This window comes from Endozoicomonas gorgoniicola, assembly GCF_025562715.2.
In the GTDB taxonomy this organism is placed as follows: domain Bacteria; phylum Pseudomonadota; class Gammaproteobacteria; order Pseudomonadales; family Endozoicomonadaceae; genus Endozoicomonas_A; species Endozoicomonas_A gorgoniicola.
Genome location: NZ_JAPFCC010000001.1, coordinates 1 through 22,178, shown reverse-complemented (window position 1 = coordinate 22,178; position 22,178 = coordinate 1). Strand labels below are relative to the sequence as shown.

Annotated in this window: 21 protein-coding genes; 6 read left to right on the top strand and 15 right to left on the bottom strand. The window is 49.0% G+C overall.

All coding sequences use genetic code 11. From position 1 onward, the window contains the following. Positions 1–157: 157 nt before the first annotated feature. The gene (locus tag NX722_RS00105) at positions 158–775 is read right to left on the bottom strand and encodes a hypothetical protein (protein WP_262566165.1); all 618 of its coding nucleotides are present in this window, start codon (positions 773–775) and stop codon (positions 158–160) included. Continuing rightward, the gene (locus NX722_RS00100) at positions 775–1,773 is read right to left on the bottom strand and encodes a hypothetical protein (protein WP_262566164.1); all 999 of its coding nucleotides are present in this window, start codon (positions 1,771–1,773) and stop codon (positions 775–777) included. Before NX722_RS00100 ends, NX722_RS00105 begins: the two co-directional genes overlap by 1 nt. Positions 1,774–2,427: 654 nt before the next feature. Between NX722_RS00100 and NX722_RS00095 the strand changes: the two genes are divergently transcribed. Beyond that, a complete protein-coding gene (locus NX722_RS00095) occupies positions 2,428–3,429 on the top strand; it encodes a D-alanine--D-alanine ligase family protein (RefSeq protein WP_262566163.1) in 1,002 nt (333 codons plus the stop codon). A gap of 126 nt (positions 3,430–3,555) precedes the next feature. Here the strand turns inward: NX722_RS00095 and pth are convergent, their stop codons facing one another. From pth to NX722_RS00070, 5 genes are all read right to left on the bottom strand, one after another. After that, a complete protein-coding gene (gene pth, locus NX722_RS00090) occupies positions 3,556–4,155 on the bottom strand; it encodes an aminoacyl-tRNA hydrolase (protein ID WP_262566162.1) in 600 nt (199 codons plus the stop codon). A gap of 148 nt (positions 4,156–4,303) precedes the next feature. Then, positions 4,304–4,927 (bottom strand): 50S ribosomal protein L25/general stress protein Ctc, encoded by a 624-nt coding sequence (locus NX722_RS00085; RefSeq protein ID WP_262566161.1) that lies wholly within the window; start codon positions 4,925–4,927, stop codon positions 4,304–4,306. Positions 4,928–5,307: 380 nt separating this feature from the next. Next, positions 5,308–5,742 carry an IS200/IS605 family transposase gene (gene tnpA, locus NX722_RS00080; RefSeq protein WP_262564606.1) on the bottom strand — a complete coding sequence of 145 codons (435 nt, stop codon included), beginning with the start codon at positions 5,740–5,742 and terminating at the stop codon, positions 5,308–5,310. 113 nt (positions 5,743–5,855) lie between these two features. Then, positions 5,856–6,761, bottom strand: a complete 906-nt coding sequence (locus tag NX722_RS00075) for a hypothetical protein (protein WP_262566160.1) — start codon at positions 6,759–6,761, stop codon at positions 5,856–5,858. A 711-nt stretch (positions 6,762–7,472) separates the two neighbouring features. Further along, positions 7,473–7,712 carry a hypothetical protein gene (locus NX722_RS00070; protein ID WP_262566159.1) on the bottom strand — a complete coding sequence of 80 codons (240 nt, stop codon included), beginning with the start codon at positions 7,710–7,712 and terminating at the stop codon, positions 7,473–7,475. 238 nt (positions 7,713–7,950) lie between these two features. Here NX722_RS00070 and NX722_RS00065 point away from each other — a divergent pair, with 238 nt between their 5' ends. From NX722_RS00065 to NX722_RS00045, 5 genes are all read left to right on the top strand, one after another. Next, complete coding sequence (locus tag NX722_RS00065; protein WP_262566158.1) at positions 7,951–8,256, top strand: helix-turn-helix domain-containing protein; 306 nt, start codon at positions 7,951–7,953, stop codon at positions 8,254–8,256. Between the two features lie 64 nt (positions 8,257–8,320). Then, a complete protein-coding gene (locus tag NX722_RS00060; RefSeq protein ID WP_262566157.1) occupies positions 8,321–8,662 on the top strand; it encodes a DUF4258 domain-containing protein in 342 nt (113 codons plus the stop codon). A 17-nt stretch (positions 8,663–8,679) separates the two neighbouring features. Further along, positions 8,680–9,123 carry a helix-turn-helix domain-containing protein gene (locus NX722_RS00055; protein ID WP_262566156.1) on the top strand — a complete coding sequence of 148 codons (444 nt, stop codon included), beginning with the start codon at positions 8,680–8,682 and terminating at the stop codon, positions 9,121–9,123. 166 nt (positions 9,124–9,289) lie between these two features. Further along, a complete protein-coding gene (locus NX722_RS00050) occupies positions 9,290–9,847 on the top strand; it encodes a Panacea domain-containing protein (RefSeq protein ID WP_262566155.1) in 558 nt (185 codons plus the stop codon). Next, entirely contained in the window at positions 9,844–10,260 is a 417-nt protein-coding gene (locus NX722_RS00045; protein WP_262566154.1) for a hypothetical protein, read from the top strand. Before NX722_RS00050 ends, NX722_RS00045 begins: the two co-directional genes overlap by 4 nt. Before the next feature lie 14 nt (positions 10,261–10,274). Here NX722_RS00045 and NX722_RS00040 read toward each other — a convergent pair whose 3' ends face one another. The 8 genes from NX722_RS00040 to NX722_RS00005 all read right to left on the bottom strand — a co-directional run. Next, entirely contained in the window at positions 10,275–18,227 is a 7,953-nt protein-coding gene (locus NX722_RS00040; RefSeq protein WP_262566153.1) for an LPD38 domain-containing protein, read from the bottom strand. Continuing rightward, positions 18,227–19,264 (bottom strand): hypothetical protein, encoded by a 1,038-nt coding sequence (locus tag NX722_RS00035; RefSeq protein WP_262566152.1) that lies wholly within the window; start codon positions 19,262–19,264, stop codon positions 18,227–18,229. The genes NX722_RS00040 and NX722_RS00035 overlap by 1 nt, the downstream gene beginning before the upstream one ends. Then, entirely contained in the window at positions 19,254–20,075 is an 822-nt protein-coding gene (locus NX722_RS00030; protein WP_262566151.1) for a hypothetical protein, read from the bottom strand. Before NX722_RS00030 ends, NX722_RS00035 begins: the two co-directional genes overlap by 11 nt. 26 nt (positions 20,076–20,101) lie before the next feature. Further along, a complete protein-coding gene (locus NX722_RS00025) occupies positions 20,102–20,713 on the bottom strand; it encodes a hypothetical protein (RefSeq protein WP_262566150.1) in 612 nt (203 codons plus the stop codon). After that, positions 20,697–21,170 (bottom strand): hypothetical protein, encoded by a 474-nt coding sequence (locus NX722_RS00020; protein ID WP_262566149.1) that lies wholly within the window; start codon positions 21,168–21,170, stop codon positions 20,697–20,699. The genes NX722_RS00025 and NX722_RS00020 overlap by 17 nt, the downstream gene beginning before the upstream one ends. 43 nt (positions 21,171–21,213) lie before the next feature. Then, complete coding sequence (locus tag NX722_RS00015) at positions 21,214–21,597, bottom strand: DUF4376 domain-containing protein (RefSeq protein WP_262566148.1); 384 nt, start codon at positions 21,595–21,597, stop codon at positions 21,214–21,216. Then, entirely contained in the window at positions 21,581–21,967 is a 387-nt protein-coding gene (locus NX722_RS00010) for a hypothetical protein (protein ID WP_262566147.1), read from the bottom strand. The genes NX722_RS00015 and NX722_RS00010 overlap by 17 nt, the downstream gene beginning before the upstream one ends. A gap of 5 nt (positions 21,968–21,972) precedes the next feature. Beyond that, positions 21,973–22,178 (bottom strand): hypothetical protein (locus NX722_RS00005; RefSeq protein ID WP_265442319.1); only part of this gene is annotated, 206 nt, incomplete at its 5' end.

Genomic DNA, 22,178 nt, shown 5'->3' with positions numbered 1-22,178 from the left:
AAGCTGTGCGCCGAAGGCGGTCGGGTACGCGCAGCGAACGAAACGAACTGGAAGCATTTGTTGAGCCATTTGTTGAACAGTTGTCAAGGCCAGGCTTGTTCAACAACCGGATAAGATTGCGGCTGCGCACAATCTATCCTTATTCGTTAGATTTTTTTTACTCGTACCCCTCTGCTACCCATCGTAAAGAAGTCATAACAGCGTGGTAAATGTTGAATACAAATGATTTTAGTTGCATTAATAAAAAATAATACGACGTGCAAATCACTATGTAGGATATTTTCACTAAAGCGAATTTTACTTCAACTGGGTGTGGCGAGTACGATGCGAGTAGTGAGATTAAACCTCCACTATGCCCAAGTACTGCTACTAGCAGGCACAGTGTTGCAAAAGCAATGTAATATATAAATACTCTAAGGAATATGAAAAAATTGTGCTTTAAATATGATAATCCACTCTCTGGGTTTTGTATTTCTGACATTCTCAAAAATAAAGTTGGTTGAGAGATCGTAGCAAATATCGTGAAACCCGATAATAAAAAGCCGAGCGTACTTAACGATATTGACAAACCACTATCAGCTAAGCTTCTAACGAATGCCAATGTTTCATCTACAGGCTGCTGCGATAACCAAGAATTTAAAATCAAAGCAATGAAGACAAGCAATGTTGTAATAATATTGAATTTACTATGTGGTAATCTTCTAGAAGCCCAGTAAATATCCCACAATTTTTTCTCTTTAGTTAACTCCTTTGCTTCATAGTTGGCAGAATTCATTAGAATAACCTCTGAACAAGTGAACCTATTATTTTTTTCGCCTTTTCGGATGTTTGTGGAAGTTTTACCAATCCATCTTCAACAAGCTCTTGAAATGATGTAAATAGCTCATTAGCAGCTTTTTGGCTATTATTGCTAACTTTTTCAACATGCTTTCTTAATTGAAATTCTTCGTTGTTGCCTCTTAATATATCACCACTGCAATCAACACCACTTAATTTCACAATTTGATTTCCTTGCTCTGTAGCTTCACTTATTTCTACGATTACTTCAGCTTTATCAAGTCCCTTAGAATTACTATGTACTATAGTGGATTTTTTACTACCCATTGCATCTTTGCGCTTTTGCATTGCTTCAAAAAATGGGTCGTTGTCACTCTCATCATTTCTGTCAGAAAGAGAAATTTCCACACTTTTCAATACGTCATATTTTTTGACAAATGTTTCAATATCTTCATCTGAGGTTAATGGAATAAGTTCTATTGTGGGTCTTGGTGTATCGTCTAGTAGTTTGTTTTTGGTAACCTTTTTCGATTTATTCTCTTTATGTAAAGCATCAATATAGCTTTTATGTTTATTTCGCAGAAAAGAAAGAAGAGTTGCTCTAAATGTTTCCATTTTTGGAGCATTTTTAGTTTCTCGAACATAGATTAATCTATGATTATTTAGAATCAATAAAAACATTGCAGATGGCGCTGAAGCCATTTCACCAGTCTTTCTAACAATACCTTTTCCTTTTTCAAAAACCTGCTCTCGCTCTAAAGTTGTATCTTTAATTAATCTTCCAATTACAGCAACTACTGGCTCTTTACCTTTTTCGTTTAAAAGTACTGGTTTTACATCATGAAAGAAATAACTTGTTTTACCATATGAACGAACAAGAGTATCATCTAAAAATCCAGGTAAAACGATTTCATTGACTAAATCTAGTAAAACTTTCTTAGTTCCAAATCTACAGATTAAATTTCCCATTTCCATATTGAGAGAAATTTTTGACATTTAATTAACTCCATTGTTTGCTAAAAATCTAACGCTTAATAGACTTCTACAAAGCCCCAAACGAGTACAAATTTTCACAATAAATCTGGTGAGCCCATATAACACTCACACTTCCCAAGAACTACCTTCTTGTCTGCATAACACACAACACCAGACTTCTGCGAAACCTTGATTCTACAAAGAACTTAGCCAGATTCGGTTAAGCGTTACAAATTAACCCGACACACCCATATTTGACCACAATTCAGTGACCGCTATAACAGATCGGAAGCGGATAGCGGATAGCGGATAGCGGATAGCGGATAGCGGATAGCGGATAGCGGAATGACATTATACAGAGCCCCCACCAACTCCCTGATCACACCCACGCTACCGCCCAGAGATGAACCATGGTTCTTTATTAACCTGGCGGAGCATAGGCCTCGGAAGCTTCAGTGTCGGATTTCATAATTGCACGAGTGTACAGCAATCTCAGTCTGAGTTGCAGAATGGAATTCATGTTTTTTCGGCTGGCCGGTTTAGCAGAGGAAGTATGCCATAGATATCAGAGGCTGTATTAATCAACCAGACAGACAGCGAAGGTTGTACTAATCTTTTGCTGCACTATTTTATTTCCAGTTTGCTCTTAATAAAGAAACAGCGACGAGATTTTCAATGCCTGACAAGAATAAAACCGTGGCGGTTATCAGCGGCGGCCCCTCTCCGGAAGCTGAAGTTTCACGCATTGCTGCCAACCGGCTGATGCCGTCACTGACCAGACACTACGGCAAGGCTATCCAGCTTGAGCTGGATAAACAACTGCCTGAGCAACTACTCCGGCATGAAGTCGATGTCGTATTCCCCGCCACTTACGGACCACAGGGGGAAGATGGCTGCCTTCAGGGTTTATTGGAAGTGATGGGGATTCCCTACATAGGCTCCCGCCCGCAGGCCAGCGCCAACGCCCTGAACAAAGTGACCACCAAACGGATTCTCAGCCATCTGGGTATGCCGCTGGCAAAGGACCTTGTGATCTACGCCTCAGATGACCTTGAGAAGAACGTCAACGACTGCCTGGAGCAACTGGGCGACAAAGTGATTATCAAGCCGTTCTCTCAGGGCTCCGGAATCGGCATCCAGTTCGCCAGGGGTTATGACCAACTGAAAGCCTGCCTGCGCGAAAGCTTCAGCAAAGACCATGAACTGCTGGTTGAAGAATTTATAGTGGGCAGGGAAATCACCGCTGGCGTACTTGAGCTGGACACAACACAGGTTCTGCCCGTCATCGAAATCACCACCTGTGACGGAGCCTGGTACAGCTACGAATACCGTTACAACCCGGGCATGAGCGACCATATTATCCCCGCCCCCATCCCACCGGAACAGTACAGGCGTGTGCAGGAACTGACCCTGCTGGCCCATACCGGCCTTGGCTGCAGGGATATCAGCCGTTCCGATTTTATTGTACCGGAGTCTGGCGACCCTATTCTGGCGGAACTGAACAACCTGCCCGGCATGACACCCACCAGCCTGTTCCCGGACAGCGCCCGACATGCGGGCATTGAGTTTGAAGATTTAGTCTGCCGCCTGGTTGATCAGGCACTAAAAAGGCATAAACAAAAAACCACTTCAGGCCATTGGGAACTGCCAGAGCTTGAACTCTCAAAAAAGCAGTAATTATTTTACAGACCGAACCCCTCAGCCAGCACCCAACAACGGGCTTCGGGCTTCGGGCTTCGGGCTTCGGGCTTCGGGCTTCGGGCTTCGGGATTCGGGATTCGGCCAGCTGACCCATTCTAACCTTCAGCCTTTAAAGGTGTGCAACTCCTGAACCGCCTTCTGCCGCGCACCGTTAACGACTTCAGACGTTACACGTACCGCCTCATCAATCACCGCATCAATTCTCTGGCGATCAGCGACTGCCGGCTTGTTCAGCACATAGTTCACCACTTCCTTACTGTTCCCCGGATGACCAATTCCAAGTCGCAAGCGCAGAAAGTCCTTATTATTCCCCAGGGAAGCAATAATATCGCGCAGCCCGTTATGACCACCATGACCTCCCCCCTGCTTCAGGCGCCCGACACCGGGAGGCAGGTCCAGCTCATCGTGCGCCACCAGAATGGACTGGGGCGGAATTTTATAAAAGGTGGCCAGAGCGCCTACGGCCTGCCCACTGCGATTCATAAACGTTGTCGGGTTCAGCAAACGGACATCCTGACCGTTGATGGAAATACGTGCGGCATGGCCAAAAAACTTTTTTTCTGGTTGCAGGACAGCACCGTAAGCACGTGCCAGCTCTTCCACAAACCAGAAGCCAGCATTATGGCGGGTATCATCGTACTGAGCGCCCGGGTTTCCCAAGCCCACAATCAGTTGGATGGCGTTCTCTGATGGTTTAGCCATAATCGAAACTCACTCCTGAAAACAGTCTGAAAACGTATAAATTCTACACATAAAAAAACAGCTTTCATCACTTTAAGCAATGAAAGCTGTTTTCGACAGCTCAGAATTCAACCAGAGCTATTACTGCTGGAAACAGTAAGACAGAATCTTACTCTTCGCCAGCTTCTTCAGAAGCTTCGTCTTCTTCAGCAGCACCACGGGTCTTCTGTACGCTGGCAACGTCCAGATCATGACCTTCGGCCTGCAGCATAGCTACCAGCTGTACACCTTCTGGCAGAGCCAGGTCGGACAGGTGTACGTGACCACCCAGCTCAACGTCAGCCATGTTCACTTCGATGAACTCTGGCAGATCAGCAGGCAGACACTTGATTTCAACTTCAACGCGAGCGTGGGTGATAGCACCGCCAGCCTTAACACCAACACAGGCATCTTCGTTGATGAAGTGCAGAGGTACGTGGGTGGTTACCGCGTGAGTAGCGTCTACACGCAGGAAGTCCATGTGCATAGCGAATTCTTTCGCCGGGTGACGCTGAACGTCTTTCAGGATAACCTGCTGAGCAGCACCTTCGATATCCAGGTTAACGATCTGGGAGTAGAAGGATTCAGACTCCAGAGCCTTACGGATAGCCTTGCCTTCCAGGGTAACCTGTACAGGCTCAGCTTCACCACCGTAGATGATGGCAGGTACTTTATCTTCGTGACGCAGGCGGCGGCTCGCACCTTTCCCTACATCTTTACGCACAATAGCGTTCAGAGTAATAGCTTCAGACATTTTCTTTCTCCAGAATGCCGCCCTTCCACATCAATCTTGCGACCAGACTATGGGAGTTTAACAGCGGCTGATATAAAGGCGACGTATCATACCCACAAACCGGCTGAATTGCCAAACCCATCTTTCGGATTTACGGTAAATGCTGCCTTCCCGACAAAACACCGAACATCTGGCTTTTATGAGCCTCAGTCGCCAATAGGCATTCTGCTCAAATCGTGATAGTCGGTATCTTTTACGCGCACCTTTTTAACTGTTTCTGTAGAGTAGGGAAGTAAATGATCCACGTTCTTAGAACGTGGTTTTGCTTTATGCCCCCTAAAAGGGGGCTGAAACCGCCAGCCTTCAGAGAAGGCTGGTGAGAGTTGTCCCAAGATTGCAGGTTATTTCCTGAAGTCTATCTCCTGTTGGAGACGTTCTTTCTTTTCTTGGTACTTCACATACTTACGGATCATTTCTGCATCTACACCGACAGTATCGACACAGTAGCCTTTTGACCAAAAGTGATTGCCCCAGTATGGTTTCTTCTTGAGGTACGGAAATCTCGTGAACAGCCTCAAAGCTGTTCGCCCCTTCAACGTTCCCAGGAGCGTCGATATCGAAACTTTCGGCGGCACTTTTACCAGCAAATGCACATGGTCACTCTGGATGTTCAGTTCCACTACCGTACATCCAAGCTGACTACAAAATACTTGAATACTGTTATGAACCTCGGCTTTCACGGCTCCGGTCAGGACTCGAAACCTGTATTTGGGCACCCAAACTATATGATATTGGCAATGCCAAATGACATGCGTTAACTTTTCAAATCTACTCATGCTACTTCCTATCTCTAGTAGTTGTGGGGACAACTCAGAGATAAGGAGTAGCATGGGTAGTTCATGGCAGGCGGAGCCAACCATTCATGACCACGTCCATAGGACGTGGGTTTTCACGATGCACTAAAAGTAATCAGTTTAGGTTTGTCAGTTTCAATGAACACGATTTTTGCTTGAAAATCGGTGATTAAACCAAAGAAAACAGACTGATTGTTTAAATACAGATTATACCAGGTAGCATTTCCTTCCTTAGACCACTCGTAGCGAATAAAACCCACATCGCATACACACCTTTCTACTGTATCCTGATCATCTATTATATATTTAGTTATTTCAGAGCCTGAACTGTCGCCTTGAGTCAACAGGTTTACTTCTTTCAACTGGATGTAATTCTTTTTAGCATAAAAAGAAAAAGTTAATGTTTTCCCTGCACTATTAATATTTATTTTAAAATCTTCATTCTCACTTCCATAGTTAAATCTTGAGTCAGTACTGACTACTACAAAACCAGAACGCTTAAGTTCAGGCGGAATGGTAAATGATTGGTTTTTAGTGATGGGCTCGATTGAGGAACCCTGTTGTTCTCGCAAAACTCTTTTCTGCGTGTATGTTCCGTCAGCAGACATTTTTGCTGAAAATGCAGAGGACGAACGACCGTAATTCTTAATCTTAAACCCTCCTCCGTTTCCTGGTTCAAGAGATTTTTGTTTGTTATAAAATTCTAATTGACTGTAATGGTTTACAAGATGGGGAATCTTTTCATGATACGACTGCAGAACACCTGACAATTGAGCAGTACAGCTTTCTTCGGATATAAACTGAGAGCAAACATTTTCAGGATATTCATTGAGCTGCCAATTTTGCCCTGTCAGCTCGAGATTTAGACTGGGCTTCCAATGTTGACTTATCAGCTGTGTATTTGAGTATAGATTTTCACTACCAATAAAAGAAAAAGCCAGTAGACACCCAATAGTAAGCAGGCTTAAACTTGAAGTTCTTCGTTGGTGGTTGATTATCATTATGCACTCTTGATTTACAATTAAATACGACTGGCCGCTAATTTTTATTAGCGATTAGACAAGTCTATATAACATTCAAGATATTGCATTTTTTATTTCATTCAGCGATTACGCATCAAACTGACCCGGTAATATACTGCCTTGGTAAGCAATCCAATATTAATTACTCCAACCGGCTCCAGAGTGATGCCGGATGCCGCACCAACAAAAAAGGCGTAGTAAAACTTCACTACGCCTTTTTTGTTGGTGCGGTTTCAGTCGATGTGATTACTGGAACATGGCACTGATGGATTCTGCATTGCTGATTCTGCGCACAGACTCAGCCAGCAGCGGGGACATATCCAGCTGGCGGATAGGCAGTTTCCTTATTTTTCAATAAGTTACGATCATTTTTTGTAATTTGAGAATTTTCTAAGTGCTTGATTTTTAAGGGGTGAAGAGGCCGTTTGTAATTTGTAATTTTTGTACGACAGGCACTACTTTTATACTGTACATCGCACTATAGCACACAGCCTGAATTTCACACTTTTGACAAGCAAGCAGCTTCAGGTGCTTGCCGTGATTCACCCAAGCTGGCATCCTCTACATTCCACCTCCGGCCTGACAACCGAGCACGGTGGGAACGTCATCCCACAGGACAAACGGCACATTGGGTCGGGTGTCCTGAGAAATAGCTTTCGGGTAATACTCAGGGGGTCGCGTGTTGACTTGTCAGCGCCCGGCACCCCAATCCCACTCGCCGGTCTCTGCGCTGATAATCGGGTTCAGGCTTATTGCCAGTTCAGCAGCTTCCTGGCTGACTTTCTCCAGCGCCTCCTTCATCGTTCGCTCACGATCCGTCAGCTTCTGCTCAAGGTCGTTTTTTTCACACAGGCTGGCAACGCTATGGCTATACTCTGCCAGTTCGATAAGGCGCTCTAGCGGGTCATACTTCATTATTATTATTTCCATGTACTACTGTTCTTACATACAGTTTTTAAACTGTCTATTTATACAGTATTTATATTATTTGTTTCTAGTACTGGTAGCCCATAGTTGCAGCTGTACTGAATAAAAAGCTGATCTGGATCACCTTATTGTCCACAGTTGCACAAGACGCAAGGGTTTCAATGAAAGTAATGCGACCTGTGCAATTTTTTAGGCTCACCTTCGGCTCTGACAGGCCAACACGATACATTGGTGCAGTTGTATGAATACATTCGGCGAGAGATTGAGAGAGACAAGAAAGGCATTCCGGAAAAGCCAGGGGCAGATGGCAAGGCGGGTCAATAGGAACCCTGCCCAGTGGTCAAGATGGGAGAGGGGCAAGACCACGCCATCCATGAATGAACTGGTTGCTATTCACCAGGTTACCGGGGCTTCTGTTGACTGGCTGTTACTGGGGGTTGATATAGGGTCGCCCGCTCACCAGCGCTTGCTGTTTTTGCTTCTGAGGTTGCCAGACCGGGAGGTGGTGAAGCTGATTGAGTGGCTGGAGGTTCGGCTTTTATCGTAAATTCATTTCACATCCGCATAAAATAAACTATCATATTGTTAGCTATCAAAATGATAGGTAAGTAATGGACGCTAAAAAGCCTCTCACTATAAAAGAATTTCCGCTCAAGCCGAAATCAGCTTTGTCTATTGTGCGCGATCTGGCCGCTAACCATACCCAGCATGTGCGATTTGGTCAGCACGCCAAAGAGCGAATGCTTGAGCGGGGCGTTTCTAACAGGCAAGTTTTTGATGTACTCAGGTCTCGGCATAGCTACATCACAGAGAGCCCTTGCCAAACCCCAAGGGGATCATGGAAGTTTAATCTCATGGGGTTTTCTTCTGGCGACACTATTGAGCTTGTGATTGATGTACGCAGGCCGGAAGATCGACCTGGCATTTACCTGGTAACAGTCATCGTTAAATAAGCGATGGAGGACTGAAAATGAATTATCACTATACAGAATGCGGATTGTCCTACATCTATCTGGAAGATGGCTATGAAGTCGAGAATATTGATGGTGATACCTATGTAGGCATCGAAGACGTAGACGGCCTGCACCGGGTTATCGCTAAAAACGTTACAGAAAAGAAAAGTACGCTGGAAGGTCAGGAAATCCGATTCCTGCGTGTCGAAATGGGTATGTCTCAAAAGCATCTGGCAGAAATTCTGGGCGTTGATACCCAGACTGTTGCCCGATGGGAAAAGGACCAGACAGTTATCCCCAGAACATCCGACGCAGTTTTACGCACACTGTATCTGGAGTCTGTTGATACAAGCAGCAACGTCAGCTTCTTTTTGAGACTGCTGGCAGAAAATGAAGAGACTGCCGCTATTGAGCAGCTAATTCTGAAAGCGGAAAATCATCACTGGTCTGTTGCTATATAAAAATTAGAGGATAAATGCCCGGAACAACCCGGGCTTTTCACCCTCCATAGCTAAACTCTGAACCTCTCCGGCAGATAGCGGTCTATAATTGCATTGACAAATATAGTTGACCTCCTACAATCATTTGCCCCAAAATCAGAAACACAAAGGATCAGGTGACGTATTCATGTTCAATGATCGGTTAGCAGCACAGATGGCCGCATACTTCCTGCTCAGGAACAGGGGAAGAATGTCAGTGCTGAAGTTAATGAAGCTGCTTTACCTGGCTGATCGTGAGTCAATGGAACGGTATGGATATCCGATATCCTACGACCTGATGGTTTCTCTGGATCACGGACCGGTTCTGTCTCGTACGCTAAACCATATCAACGACTCTGCCCCTTCCAGCGTCGATGGCTGGAAAGACTGGATTGGCGACCGGGCGGGTTATGAAGTCGATCTCAGGAAAGATAAAATAACGCTTACCGATCTCGACGAGTTAAGCAAGGCTGATGTCTCAGTCCTTCAGGCGGTATGGGATAAGTTCGGTCACATGCACAAGTATGATCTCAGCGACTATACCCACGATGAATGCCCTGAGTGGCAAGACCCAAAAGGCAGTAGTTTGCCCCTTCGCTATAAAGACGTATTTCAGGCTCTGGGGAAATCCCCGGAAGAAGCCGAAGAGCTTCAGGCTGAAATTTATTCCAAGCAATCAGTGGATGATATATTTGCCTCTTTATGAAGCTGTTTTTTCCCGTACAACGCGCAACGCTCCTGATACCTACCCCAGTCGATGGACGAAAAGACTTAAAGCACCTGTTCATCCTTTTGACTGACCCGGTGACTCACGAGAAGCTGGTTCTGATTGTCAGTCTGTCTTCCGTGAAAAAAGGTATTCCTTATGACAACAGTTGCGTACTCTACCCCGGCGATCATTCTTTTATCTCCAAAAAGAGCTTTGTTGATTACAGCCGGATTCAGATCGTCCCTGCTGACAAGATAGTCAACGGCGTTAAGAAAGGCGTTTTTCAGCCATTTGAAACACTGCACACTGACTTGTTTGCCAGAGTCTGCCACGGCCTGCAAATCTCTGAACGAACAAAGCCAAGATTTCTTAACTTCTATCTGGACTGGCTGCAAGCAAAAGGCAGCTGAGAGTAGGCAAAAGCCTACTCCACCAACTCCCCATACTCCCCATTAAACCGATCCACCTCCCGGTTCATCCGTTCCCGTAACCGTTCCAGCAAGGCTTCCTTCTCCGCTTCCGGCCTGTCGCTGTTTTCTACAAAGTCCATACGATCCTGAAGCTTTCTCAGTCGCTTACGGGTACGACGGGCCATGCTGGACAGTCTCAGGTAATGGTCATACTCCGCCCGATACTCCTGCCGTTCGCTGGCGGGCAGTGACTTATGCTCATCCCGGTACTGGTTCACCTCGTCCAGTCGGTCATAGAAAGTCTGAACATCCCGGTATTCCGACACCGTACCATTGAGCTTGCGCCAGAACGGGATCTCCCGATCTTCCAGTTCGGACAGCTTTTTATCGCCGAATGCCGCATTAAACGTACGACCGACAAAAGCACCCGCGCCACCCGTGGCAAACTCAAACAGATGCTCAATACTGTCCGGGCTGATATCCGCCCAGCCGCTACGGAAGCCTGTGCCACCAGTGGCCTCATTGAGCCAGGTAGCAAGGTCACGGAACAGGGTCTTGGTAGACTTCATGGGTAAAGCACTGTCCGGCCTTGGGGTTGCCCCCGGGAAGCCTTCTTTATAAATCGGCGCACCGTAGAAGTTTTCATTGACGGCTAGTTGTACGACGGGGGATAGCACCGTAGGCGACACGCTCTTAATAACTGCCTTCTCAGTACTTTCAGAATCCTGCAAACCAATCGGGTTAAAGGCTCCCAGCAACGCCTTAACGGCTTCAGTCGCCGCTTCAGGAACAGACTTCTGCCCCCTGATCAGGTCATCCGTCAATATACCCGCCACATGAAAGACGTTATAACCATAAGGCAGCGGCACAGAGATATAAGAACCGTCGTCTTTCCACCACTTCATAATGACAAGGTTACGCTCCTTCACATAATCCGGCACCTTGTCCCACCAGTTCTCACCATCGTCGTCTTCACCGGACACCATTCGGTTCCATTCAGCCAGCAGCAGGGACGCACCCGCCAGACCTGCCGCTACAGTTTGCGCCCGTTTGGACTTCATCACCCGGACAAACTGTGCCGTACCCTGAACACCCGCATTGAAGAACATATACAGGGCGTTCATATAAACACCCAGCTCTCCCTTACGGTTAAAGTTAACAGTCAGGTTCTTGGCAAGACTGGCGGCTTTTTTACGACTGACGCCAGCCTTACGGGCATTGACGTAAGCCGACAGTCGTACAGCGTTTTCCACGGCAGCGTTGCTGTCTTCAACCAGGTCACGCAGGTTTCCCCACATTTCCAGAGCCTGGCCTTTATTGCCCCCTTCAGCCACCGTAATCAATTCCTTGATCCGCCTGGCCTGCACATCAAAGTCGTTCAGGCCAAAGAAACCGATCTTGCCGCCATCCTCCCGGAAGTCATTAAACCACCTCTGGTACTCAGTGGATTCGCCGTCTTTTTCCCGAAGGTTGCGCCAGATGCCCCGCATGGCGCTGGGTATATCCTTAACGACCTCTGTCGCCAGTTGCTGCCCCTTAATACGACCGTCGCTTAAATCCTGCTCAGCAATGACATTCAGAACTGCTGTCTGAATATCCCGGCTGAAGTTGGAGATAACAAACTCCGGGTTAATGCTGGTGTTCAGGGATGCCAGGAAACGATTCGCCCGGCCCAACATCTGGGTAACAGCACCCAGCTTTTCCGGCCCAAGGTTCTGCATGGCCGCCAGCAGCTGTTTATCAGCCAGCTTGATGTAGTGTTCCTTGCCGTTCACCTTCACCGCAAAGTAACTGTCACGGTCCAGCCTCATCAGCGGGTTCTTACGATCAACTACTTTTTCCGTGCGTGGATCAAACAGGCGCTTGGTATCCAGATGATCTTCACTGAACACTTCCCAGTAATCCTTGTTCGGGTGTGCCTGCACCATCTTCAGGAAAACTTTTGCCACTTCGTTCTTTTCTTTACGAACCAGCGTTTCCTCATAGGCTGCCAGTGAATGCAGCAGGGGGCTTTCCGCCATTGAGCGCCGCCCCATGGCACGCATGGATTCCCTGCCGCGAATATCAAACCCGCGTCCGGTATTCTGCCGGTGGACTGCGCTCTCTACCTGCTCGCCCTTGCCCTTCAGGGGAATATAGTTCTGGTAGCGGTTCCAGCTCTTCAGTACCTCTTTGGGCTCCAGTCCGGCACTGTTCAGAATGGACAGTCGTTGTTTATTGATCCGGTACACCCTGTCCGCCAGTGACTGAAGCTCCGGGGTTTTACCCTCTGCATCAAAGTGGGCAAGAATATCTGCCGCCTGGGCATTGGTCATACCCGAACCGCCATCGGGCATCTTGTCATTGATGCGGGCGATATGGGCGTTACGCTCCGGTGCGTGTCTGGCATAAAGGTACAGGTCGAGTTCTTCACGCTCTACGGACGATTCCGCAATGGCTCGTGCCAGGGGGCGAACATGCCGGTTCTCAAACCGTCGCAGGGATTCTTCAATCCTGCCGTGGGACAGTTCCTCAGCCAGATAGGTGTCCATCTCTTCCGACAGAGGCGAGGCACCATTCACGGAAAGAGCGTCCTGAGTGCGTTTCAGCGGCCTGAACTTATCCTGAATCTTGCGGATAAACAGGTCCTGCCAGGTTTCAGGGGTGACGATGAAATCCGACCGGCTACCCTGCTGGCCTGAGCCATTAGCAGAATCTGCATCAGCCGATTCCAGAGAGTAAAGACTTTCTCCACGGTCGTTCCCCGATTTACGCAAAGCCCTCTTCCCCGCCTGCACCAGCTCCACAAGATCGGCATCCGTCCATTTAATGCTTGGCAGAACATTGCGCAGCACTCGCCTCAACTTGCTGTACAGCCGCTTCATTAATGGCAGTTGCGGGTTACTTTCTGCCATCCGGGCAACATACTCTTCTGCTACCCGCATCTTGCGCTTGCCGGTAGACAAGCCTTCCAGCTGGCTAGCGTACTCCGTTTCAATCGTCTGTCGTACATCCGCCGGCATATCCCGGTAAATACCAGCCATGCTCAGGTTCAGCTTAGTGCCTAACGCCAGTCGTACACCTTTATGACCGACCAGCTCATGTAGCAGGGTCTTAACCGCATCCCTGGCACCGTCCAGCTTGTCAGCAATAATAAAGGCATTACCCGACACCGGGTCGTAAATCCCTTTTACACGACCACTAACGCTATCCCTGCGAATCTCACTTTGCAGATGGTCAGGCAGATCGCTTTCCGTGGCCACCGCCTCAACACCTACACCCAGCTCCTTCTTCATCCGGTGGGCGACCAGACGGGCATTGTTCAACTTGATGCCCTTGCCACTGCCCAGACGGTACAGCTTGACGCCCTTGTCAGTAGCTTCGGTTTTCAGGCTGGCAAACAGCTGGTCGAACGCCCTGGTAACAGACTCTTTTTCTTTGGCGGTCAGGTAAGGGTAGCTATCAGGCGTCCCTCCGAACTCCTGCTCTGAAACAATATTGGCAAGATAATCATTATGAAAACCACTGGCTTCAAGCTTCTGGATGACGTAGTTTTCAAAACTTCTGGCGGTCATCTCAATAACTGTTGACCAGTAATCTTTACTGCGTGTCGCATCTTGCTCTCTTGATCGGGCAGGCAGTCCGGTATTTTCAATAGCATTGACAACCGCATCAAATGCGTCCTCTACTTCATTGCGAACACTGTCATCCCTTTGATACTTGTTATTTTTAAATACGCCTTTTTTCGGGTTGTTAGTGATAAACTCACCCGGTTGGCCGCGCTTGCGGGAAAAATAGTTATCAAGGGCATGCCACCATTCATGAGCCAGAGAGCCCGGGCCGTTGTTCTTGGTTAGATTGATCGCTATTTTGTCAGGCTCATAATGAGCAGCTGCTGGTCTTTTGCCACCTCTGCCCCTGGCTCCGAAAGCCAGCCCCAAATCGCCATTCAGGGATAGAGCCTGTGTGGGAATGCCCAGCACATCTGCCAAATCCCGCAAAGCATCATAAGCCCGGTTCAAATCACTCTGTCGGCGTCCCTGTTCAACCCAATTACCGAACTCCACCCCACGGAAACTAAAAGCTTCAGAAAAGGTTTCCGGTAAAACATCCTGCCCATCACGATAATCAAGCCCCTGCCGATCCTGATTGATTGAACGACGATGCGCCGGCACATCCTTCTTGCGCTTCAACTCCTGTTCCAGCCAGTCCTGATTCTCCTTCAGGAACTTCGTTGCCTCACCGGCACTGTCAAAGCCGGTTTTCAATGTCACAAACTTACCCGACGCAATCTTTTTACCGACCCAGAAGGTTTTGCTGCCACGGGTACGGAACACGTCAAAGCGGGTTTGTCGTCCTTTCCTGCCGGGGCTTGCTTCCAGTTGCCCGCGAATAAAGCCCAGTACCTGCTCCTGAATTTCCGTCAGACTCTCAGAAGACAGGTCAAAATGGTTGCGCTTGCCTTTATTGTCCTGCAAGTAATAGATCGGCTTACCGGGGTTACGTTGCTGGCCATTGAAGATAGAGAAAGAGCCTGACCGAATCCTGAACCCTGCCGCTGCTTTCAGTTGTCCGGGCTCCAGCTTTGCCAGAACCGGAATGATATTGATCACACCTTCCGGGGCGTTGCCGTCCTGCTTCATCGCTTCCAGTACACGGTCAGAAGACACCTGACTGTCAACCAGCATACTGGCGATCTGTCTTGCCGCTTCCACGTTCTCAGCCCAGCTTTTCAGCTTGTAGGTACGACGGGGCTTGGCGGGAATATCTGCCCGAAGGGCGGCAATAATCGCCAGCGACTGAATATCGGCACCGGCTTCATGGAGTTTTTCATAATTCGGTTCAGGAAAGGTTTTGCTCAGGGGTTGAGCTTCCACGTCAACATCGTTTGACAGGCTTTCCCGATAGCTTGACCAGACATCCTTTCGGGCTCCGCCGATCTTTTCACCGAAGTCTTCTATTTGCTGACTGGCTGCTTTTTCAGTGCTGTCCGCTTCAGAAGCCTTGTCTTCTGCGGGTTTCTTTATTTGATCGTTATTTGATGGAGAAAGCAGGTCGGCCTGACCTCTGGCAGTTGCCTGGTCAGACACAGAATCAGAACCCGTCAGGGCGAAATCATTACGCTCCCTGTCGGCTTCGGCTTTCTGCTGTTCCTGCTTTTGGGCTTCACGCTCTGCCGCTTCAGCCGCCTGCTGTTGTTCGGCCTGCTGCTGAAGGGATGCTTCGGTCTGGGTTTCAAGGGAGAAATCAGAAGGGGTTACTTCTGGTTCTGTTTGGCTTGCTGATGCTTCTTCCTGGAGTTCATTAACGCTCTGGCGTACGCTTTCGCCTGCTTCGGTGTCAGGGTTGGCTTCTGTTCTTGCTGAGAGTTGTCCTGCTGTTCTTTCAAGGTTAGATTCCTCAATGGTGTTCTGCTGTTCGTGAAGTGCAGCCTCTTCAAGCAGAATTTGTTCTTGTGCTTCAGCGATTAATTTCCAGTCTGCATCGTTAAAGTCCTTGCTGTCCACTCCTATAGTAGCATCAGCTTCTTCAAAGTTTACGGGCTCCCACTGCTCAAACCACCCTTCCGGCAAGGCATTAGCCTGTCTTTCCTGCTCAATCCGGGCTTCCTGCTCGTTTAAAAAAGCAGGCGCCTCAAACACCGGGTCGTTCTCCGCTTCGTTAAGAAGGCGGGTGATTTCCCGCTGATACACAGGTGACAGAGGCTCACCATTCAGAGCAGCCTTAACAGCAGGCTCAGTGATCCGGTTGGTGACAGTCTTGGGCGTGTAGCGGTCGTCGGTCAGGGAGCGCCCCTGAAAGTCTGCAAACATTGGACGACCGGACAATTCATTATCAATGGCTTCACTCAGTTCATTAACGGTCATTTCCCGACCATCAATATTAAAGCCATCTTCATACAGCGCCGTTGCCATATCGTCCAGCGTCATACCGCCGTTCTTTCTCAGGTACTGGCTGGGCAATCCTTTCAGCTCTTTGCTTTTCAGTTTGAACTTCAGACTTTCAACAATGGTGTCTTCTACACTGCCCTGTACCAGACCCTTATGACGACGGATCGCCATCAATACGGTTTCATCGTCGTCCAGATTCTTACGACGACTGGCGACTGTATCCTGATGGGCTATATCAGCGACTTCGGTCAGGTACTCCCGATACTGGGGCGACTCAAGACGACTGTCCGGCAGACCGGCGACTTTCTGAAGCGGGTAGTCCTGCTGCAATGCCTGCTCTCTTTCCGGCAGGCTCTCAGCCTGTACGTCGGCAATTTCCTTATCAAACGCCTGTTGCTGTGCCAATGCCTGCTGTTCAGCAGCGAGTTGTTCAGCTTCAGCCCTTTGCTGAATATCGGTTTCAATGCCCCGGCTGAGTTCATCAGCCTTGGAGTATTCAACCGTGTTGTCAGGCTGGTAGTTTTCGGTGAATGGGGCCAAACCCAGACCATTCGCTGATTCGCTCTGGTAATTAACCCCATTCTCATAGGTGTAGGATTTAGCTTGCGGTGCTGTTTCTGACAGGTCGGGTTGTGAGGTTGCATTCGTCGCATAAGGTGGAAAGTATTCAACAACGCCCCTTGGCTTCTGTCTACGATCTTGCTCCAGTTGCCCGAACCAATTCTTGCTATCAAGATGCTGTACGCTTTCGGTTGTCTGGTTATAGCCTTGCTGTTGTCCCCAGTCATCAAAAGACAGACTCCCTGAAGGTGTCTCTGCCTTCTCTTCAATGACATTGAATTCTGTGTCAAGTTCTGCCGGGAATGATTGCTGCTTCAGAATGCTGCCTGCCGCCTCACTGGCAGCCTGTGCCTGCTGCAATGCATCGCCACCCTGTTCCCTAACTTCCTGTCGTGCCTGTTCTGCGGCTTCAGAAGGCGTTCTGGAAGACGACCGGAACTGATTAATCTTGGAACCGCCATAAGCTACACCGCCACCGACACCCGCGCCAACTACAGCGCCAGTCAGTCCATCTTCAATGGCTCCCTCAAAAATATCTCTTTCCATTCCTGCTGCATTTAAAGCATGGTTCACAGAAGCTGTCTGACCAACACCTTCGGAAAATTCCTGAAGACCTTCTGTTGCCGAACCTGCCAGTGTATTTCTAAACGCACTAAGACCGGTCCCTCCTCTGATGGTCTTCTCCATAATGGGACCCGCTACACCCATTGAAACAGCACCGACGGCTGCGGATTTGTTAAAAGCATCCCTTGCTATCTCGTTCGCCAACTCATCTCTGGCAAGACGGAATACTTCTGCTTCTGTCAAAGGCTCAGAAGTATCAGACAGCTGTCGAACCAGCGACTGGAATCTTGGGAGTGTGTGCAGTTCTTCAGGGCTGGCATTTAAAATATTCTGCCTGGCCTGCTCTGCACCGCCTCCCCCTATCATTGCGCCACCCGTTAAACCAAACCCGGTAGCACTGCTGGCCTTGTCGATACGACTTTCAAGTTTTTTTAATTTCCTGAGCTTTTCAGCGTCGCCAAGGGCTTTTGCTTTTCTTACCTTATTAGCCACGTCAAAAGCTTTCTTGCCTTTGGTAAAGGCAGAAATACCCTTGGCCGCAACGCCTCCCGGCACCATTGACGGGGCAAAGCTACCAAGGCCAGAAGCAAGGTTAAGGCCAAACCCTGACAATGAACTGCTGTCTTTCAGGCCATACCCTGTGACACTATCCTCATCAGCCTCAAAGCCAAACCCCTGCATGGCTTCACGACCGGAATCCGACATTTCCTCATACTGCTGGTCAGCCCTTTCACGTAAATAATCAGTGACAGCGTTTTCACCGTCACCACCCAGCAGCATTTCTACCCCGGACACCAGATCAGCGGTTCCGGAATAGGCTCCCTGTTGTGCCGCATCAACCAAGTCGGCTCCATAACCTTGCTGGTTACTTTTTTTCTCAGGCTCCCCCCACTCATCCGGAATATTAAATGCTGGTTTCTGCTCTTCTGTCTGACCCCAGTCGTCAGGAATTGTGAACTTGCTGTCGCTCATTATCTGGCCGTCCATGCGTTAATAGCGTCTTTACGGGTAGCTCCGGGGTTTGCCCTGAGGAATGAGGCAATATGTTGAGCTGTCATGCCTTCAGGTAGCTCATTTGGTGCGGGCTGTCTTACAGGTCTTGAAGGCTGACCAAGGATTGGCATCGGCACCAGACCGCCCCGCTCTTTGTCAATCAGGTAAACGTCCTCCCCTTCACGCTCGCCAAATTCGTTATAGCGGGCAACGTTCCGGTACTGATTGCTGCCTTTGTCCGATATCCCATTCAGCGCTGATTCAGCCCGAATCATATACTCCGCCATATCCGGGTCATTCATCACGTCACCAAAAATAGCATCACGATCCACGGTCATATAGGGGTCATCCGGACGACTGCTACGGTCACGGCTCAAGGCACTGACACTGACTTCATTACCCTCTTGGTCGTAGGTGGTGATTTCCGGCAACAGTCGTCCACCGGGTTGTTCATCCAGATCAGTCATAACTTTGGTATGACCTTCAGCAGCACCTTTCTGTAGCTCCTGCCGACGTGCGGGATTAGTGTTCCATGCGCCGATATATGCCCGCTTCAGGGCATTCATGGCGTTAACGTTTCCCTCTTTGTATGCCAGTGAATAGGCGGTGGAAATTCTCTTTATGTTGGCCTGATGATTTTTCCGCTTTCGGTCGTTTATCTGTCCTTGCAGGTTTTGTGTCTGCAATGCCCTGATGCCCTTGCTTGCATCAAAGTTCTGCTGCCAGCGACTATCCCCAATAGCATCACGCTTGTCACGGTAATCCAGCGTGTTCTGATAACGCTGATCCATAACGCCATCACGCTTGTTACGGTAGTCCAGACCTTCCTGATGACGTTCATCCGCTACTTTATCACGGCCACGCTGATACTCCCGGTCTTCCAGCCGCATATCAAACAACTGTTTCTGCATCTTGCGGTTATAGGCTTTCTCTTCCTGCCGGTCTTTATGTCCCTGAACCTGCATAAACATACCCAGACCACGGGCTGCGCCATCGGCAAAGGCATTAGGATTCATTCTGTGATCTCCCTTCCATCTTCTTCAGTCGTTTATCCAGATTGCGAATGGCACCCAGCCCAAGGCTCTGCATATCACCAATATCAATAGTCTTGCCGTCGGAAATGCTGGCGGGGGCGTCATCGGCCATGGGGCCAATATGCCCCTGTTCACGACGACCGCCGGACATGCCTTCCTTATAGTCGTACTCGTGGTTATCAATACGACGCACGTCGGCCATATCCTGCTCATCGCTGCGGGGCTTGATGTTCTTTTTCTTCTTCCGTTCGGAAAACATCGCCAAGCCTCCAATCGTGGCAATGGTTCCGGCGGTCTGGTAGTTCTGGGAAGTTTTCTGTCCTGCGGCATTATGGCTAGCCTGATTACGGCCTGACTCCATACCCGCTGCCTGATTCAGTCCACTCAGCCCCTGCGCCTGAACACCCCGGCCAATAGAAAGCATGTTGCTTTTAATATTGCCCTGAAGGGTTTCAGCGTTCTGTCGTGCAGTACTGGCTGCGCCCATGGTGGCGGTGTTGCGCCCCATCGCCCGTTTAAAGTCCAGTGCCTTTTGCTGGTCAGGGGTCAGGTTCATACCAAAGCCTGCAAGCCCTCTTGCGGTGCTGCCCTCGCCTGCGTCAAAGGCTTTACCGGCTGCCTGATAAGCGTCGCTGGCAGACTTTCCGACAAACTTGTCATCCATGGCCAGACCCACCAGTTCACGTTCCAGAGGCTGAAACACTTCCCGATAGTTCTTGTCGATCTTTTTAGCCTGTTCGGCCTGACGGTTTTGCAGGGTATGATCCGTTGCGGCTTCAACTTCCATACACATAATCAGCCTTCCTTGCTAAAGAGCAGTTAAAAGTTTTTGATAAAGGCGGGGTTGTCGTACAGGGGTTTCTTCTGTCCCTGCATGTTGACAGAAGGGGTCTGCGGTTTGGTCAGCCAGTAGCCCGCCCCAATCCCTGCCACGGTTCCGGCAGCTGAAGACCGGGCAGCGCTCTTACTGGCGTCGGCGTTAGCCTCGGCAATATTCTCGGCGTACTCATTTGCTGCCACATTACCAAAGGTCTGTGAGGCGGTTTGCGACTGCCCCCTGCCCAGTTGCGCCATACCCAGCTTGCCCACCACTTCCTGACTCTTGCTGAGCATATCGCCCTGGGAGACAGCGCCGCCGACAGCCATATCTTTACCAATGCCCTGCTCGACCAGCCCCTGCTTCAACAAAGGCGCTGACCCGGCACTGGCATTCACGGTGCCGGACTGCTGTCGTGCGGCTGCCGCTGCCACATTGCCGGTATGCTGACGGAATGCCGCAGTACCCAGCTCCTTGCTGTCGTCTACCATCTTGCGGGCAAGAGGGTCATACATCTGCTCGTAGTCCTGAAGCTGGCGCTCCGACAAGTCCACCATTGTCCGTTCCATGGGACCCGCTTCCGGTACGTCCGGTGAGTCACTGCTCATACACATGACGCTGCTCCTTCCAGTAGTCAAAGAATGATTCGTTGTCCCGGTACACCGCCTGACGCAGGGCAAGAGCGGCCTGTTGCCGCCAGTCAAAGCCACCCACCAGAAAGGCCAAATGAATGATCAGGTCAGTAATAACGGAACGTATGATGTAGCTCACCTGCAAGTCCCGACAGTTGCCCTTGGCTTCCAGCGCATTAGCATCGAGCCAGGTATAAAGACGGTCTTCCAGTACCGGGTGCAGGCTCTGGATATGGGTCTGGTAAAAGGGGTTTTTCGGAATTTCGACCAGCGCATACCGCATCATGCGGTTAATGGCGTCGTTGTCCACCGGCTTATCCCGGTCGATCAGGTCATCCCATATCTGGCTGATCGCCACAAACTGGTAGGCCAGATCAATAGCGTGAGGCTCATCCTGTAGCCAGTGCCTGAGCAGTGCGTGTTGATGTTCTGGGGTCATAATTATTCTTGAGTGGCTGTTTATTTGTACAGCACTGGATATATTACCAGCTTCCGGCAATATCCCGAAGGGTGACTGTCTGGCCTGAGTCGATCTGTTGCTTAAATTCGTTGGCTCTGGCATGAAGCCGGGAGAATCGCAGGGCGCGGGCTTTGCGGGTTTCAATCATCAGGGTTTGCAGCTCTTCCCGATTACAGGGCAGCAGGCCGTTATCTGCCAGCTTCCAGCTCACTGTGCCGTCGTCCTGTTTCAGGTCATCAAAGAACTCGATGGTTTCCCGCAGCCGGTGAAGGGATTCATCATTACACTGAATCAAAACCCCGGAAACCAAAACCGGCTCATTATCGAGCCGGTCACGGGTCTGGTTGATCAGGCTTTTATCAGCCTGCCTCTGGGAAAGAGGGTCGTGCTTACCTAACGACGGCATTTATCTCCTCCTCCATGTAAGGGAAATTTTCAAAGCGGAACAGGTAAGTGCCAGGCTCTACTGAATACCATTCGATAAACCCGTCATCAACAACTACCTCGCCCTCGGGATGGAAGACTTTTGTGCCTTTTGGGATGTTATCTACCCTGAGTACTTTGGCTATCGTTAGTTCAGTGGAAGAAACCGTTAAACCCATAACTGGGCGGAGGACTGGACTACCCTCAACAATATATTGACCGTCTTTAACATCGCCATAGTAAGCACGGAAACCTGTCCGGCCTGTCAACTGTAGATCAATATCTTCTTTCCGTGGCGCTGTAATTATCATTTCCAAGCGCCCCGAGTCAACCTCGTAAATAGCACCTTTCATACCACTCACCTCATCCTGTAGGCTAATGAAATTTTGTTTTTCGGGATAATCCCTAAATCATAAATATAATCCCCTGAACCATATTTCCGGTTTGCATCACCCCAAAACCTGACCAACACGCTTTTACCCATCAATTCTTTACCCACATAACGCATAGCCAATGGCACTACCAAATCGTCCGTATAGGTATATTTCTCCCTAAGTTCAGGGA